Consider the following 2,795-nt stretch of genomic DNA (forward strand, 5'->3'; position numbering starts at 1 on the left):
ATAATCATAACCATCAAATGTATCTTGGTTTGATTGATAAATCATATCAGCAATAATGTATCTTTGTTCAACAGCAAAAACAGTATTTATAATAGTATTTGAATTGGTTAAGTCTTCATTTCCAGTTATAATATCTATATTTTTATGTTTTGTTTCTTGAACAAGAGTTTTAATTTTTATATGTTTTATAGCATTTTTGCTTGAGACTAATTCAATAATTGAATTATCATTATTTCCTTTCTTACTTATTAATTGAACTGATAAGGTTGCTTGCGGGTCAAGGTCAATTAATAAAACCTTTGCCCCATCAAGGGATAACTTATAAGCAACATTTTTGCATAATGTCGTTTTGCCTACTCCACCTTTTTTGTTACAAAAACTAATCATCTTCATTATTATTGTTTTCCTTTCCATAACGCTCTTTAAGAATTTCATTCATAAGGGTTGTCTTACTCCATTTTTTCTTTTTGCTTCTTTGTTAAATGCTTCTACTATTTACGGTTCATCAGCAATTGGTGAAATAACTTTTTTCCAGTCTCGTTTTTTAAATTCCTTTGCTTCTGAAAAAGTTGACATTTTTTTCATTTTTTCCAATTCTACTTTTACATCTTTTTTTATATTTTGTGGCATTATATTACTCCTTTTATTTTTTATTATACATTTTATATATAAAAAAATATTTCTTTGTTTTTATTGGGATTTTTATTTTTTATATATAAAATTATCTTTTTCAAAAAATATAATTTGCAAAATTTTATTACCATTTCCCTATGAAAATACCTTTCAATGCAACTCAGACAACAATCGCCAAAAAAGCAACAAAAACCCTTACTTTATAAGGGTTTTAAATACTGGTATAATATTCGCAATAAAGAAATTTATAAGAATAAAAATATCAATAACATTATATTTTAATTTGTTTATTGAAATGGTTTTGAAGGCCCAACATTTACTTTAAATTCTGTTCCATCATTTTCATATGAAATTGGTAATGTTTTAATATAATAATCTCCATCAATTTTTTGAACATATCCGTTTGGAATATTAAAAATTCAATCTGTATTTTCATATTTTTTAATATTATCAAATAACTCATATACTTTAAAATCTGATGCAGAAACATGATTCATAAGAAAATGAAGCCTTTGATCTAAATTATATTTTTGATATACTCATGTATCAACTTGATCAACTGTTTTATAGAAAAAATAATCCACATAAATTTCAGAATGAGCTGGTACGGTTATTTTTTGAGTAGTTGCATTATAAGTATCTGTCACAGTATCTGTTCATGTACCCTCTGCACTAATTTCAGCACTAATTTTTGTGCCTACAACATATGCATCAATATCAATTGTGGTGCCTATTTTCATTCCCAATTTTAAAGAATTCCCTACTGTTTGTTGGTGAGAATAACTAGATGTGGATAAAGTTTGTTTTTGATCATTTTTATTTATTAAAACATCATGAGCATGATCAAGCTCATTTTTTGATTTATTTGTTATTTCTGATATATTAACAATACCTTTACCTTGTTCAACTCAATTTTGTTGCTCATTTTCATCTCAAAATCAGTTGCCTAGCGAGATCATTTTATTTCCTACAGAAATACTTGGTACTCATGGACCAGGACCACCTCATTCTAAATAATTAATACAATATCTAAAATATTTAAAAAATCCTTGCCCAGTTGATAAATCTCAATTGCCCGCATTAGGAATTGGTAATTCATCATTCTTAATTTGTTGTTCTGTATATGATAAAGTTAATTGATCTGTTGTATTTGGTTGATATTTTGTATTAGCAACAAGAGGTGCTACAACACTAGTTGCTAATATACCTGTTCCTACTAAACTTAGTAGTTTTTTCATATATATCATTCCTTTCTTTTATAAAAATAGAAATAATAGGCTTATTTTCCTTATTATTTCCATAAATTTATAAAAGAATTGATATGATATATTAAAATTTGATACAATAATTTACAGAAACACAAGGAATTTAAGCATTTTGTGTTTCTATGCTATAAAATTATGTTTCTATTTTTATAATTTCATCTTAACAAGAATATTTTTAATAGCAAGTCTTATTTTAAAATAAATAAAAATTTATTTTTTTTATTTGTTTCAGATTTCGTAGGTGTTTAGTTCTTGTCAAGCATAGTTATTGATTTGATTTTGTATTCAGTTGGCGAGAGTTTGAGTTGGGGTAATTCAGTGGACTTGGTAGTTGTCTTTATAGTATTTGCGGAGACCATCAAGTTTTTTTCTAAACCGCTCGGGAGTTTTTCGTGTTCGCTCAAATTCCACTAATTGAATTGTCCCATCAGTTTTGTAAACAATTAAGTCAGGGTAGGCGTTGAGGTTATCGTTTTCCATTTTTAACTCCCGCTCTGTTTGGTAATGTTCGATGTCATTTTGTGCAACAAGTCATTTGATGAGCATATCTTGGTGGGCGAGTTCATAAAAATTAATTTGAATACTTTTTTTATGAACTCGCCCTAAATAAGAATTGCCCTTGTGTGTTAAAAAATAAATGTTTTTCCGCGTAGTTTTATCAATTTTATAAAATTGTTTTTTTTGTAATGTTTTTAAATTAGTTTTTGCACTTTCAATCGGTTTTTTTAACAGCAATGCAATTTGTTCTGCTGTTAAATATCCTCATTTATTTAATAAATCTAAAATTTTTAAACTTTCTGTCATATTATAAACTCCTTACCAACCACGCTTGTCTTACTAACCGGGTGGTGTTTTTTCTTTTTTGCGTTCACTTTTTTCTTTTAAGGGCACGGACAA

At 27.1% G+C, this 2,795-nt stretch carries 4 protein-coding genes; all 4 read right to left on the reverse strand.

Translation table 4 applies throughout. The features are described 5' to 3' along the window. Positions 1-393: ParA family protein (locus C6B38_RS01870; RefSeq protein ID WP_162475798.1), on the reverse strand; the 393-nt coding region annotated here is incomplete at its 3' end. A gap of 102 nt (positions 394-495) precedes the next feature. After that, positions 496-630 carry a hypothetical protein gene (locus C6B38_RS11810; RefSeq protein WP_255401051.1) on the reverse strand — a complete coding sequence of 45 codons (135 nt, stop codon included), beginning with the start codon at positions 628-630 and terminating at the stop codon, positions 496-498. A gap of 290 nt (positions 631-920) precedes the next feature. Further along, positions 921-1,871 carry an ETX/MTX2 family pore-forming toxin gene (locus C6B38_RS01875; protein WP_162475799.1) on the reverse strand — a complete coding sequence of 317 codons (951 nt, stop codon included), beginning with the start codon at positions 1,869-1,871 and terminating at the stop codon, positions 921-923. A 246-nt stretch (positions 1,872-2,117) separates the two neighbouring features. Then, entirely contained in the window at positions 2,118-2,702 is a 585-nt protein-coding gene (locus C6B38_RS01880) for a replication-relaxation family protein (protein ID WP_105298440.1), read from the reverse strand. Between the last annotated feature and the right edge of the window lie 93 nt (positions 2,703-2,795).

This window comes from Spiroplasma sp. ChiS, assembly GCF_002968355.1.
GTDB classification, from domain to species: Bacteria; Bacillota_I; Bacilli_A; order Mycoplasmatales; family Mycoplasmataceae; genus Spiroplasma; species Spiroplasma citri.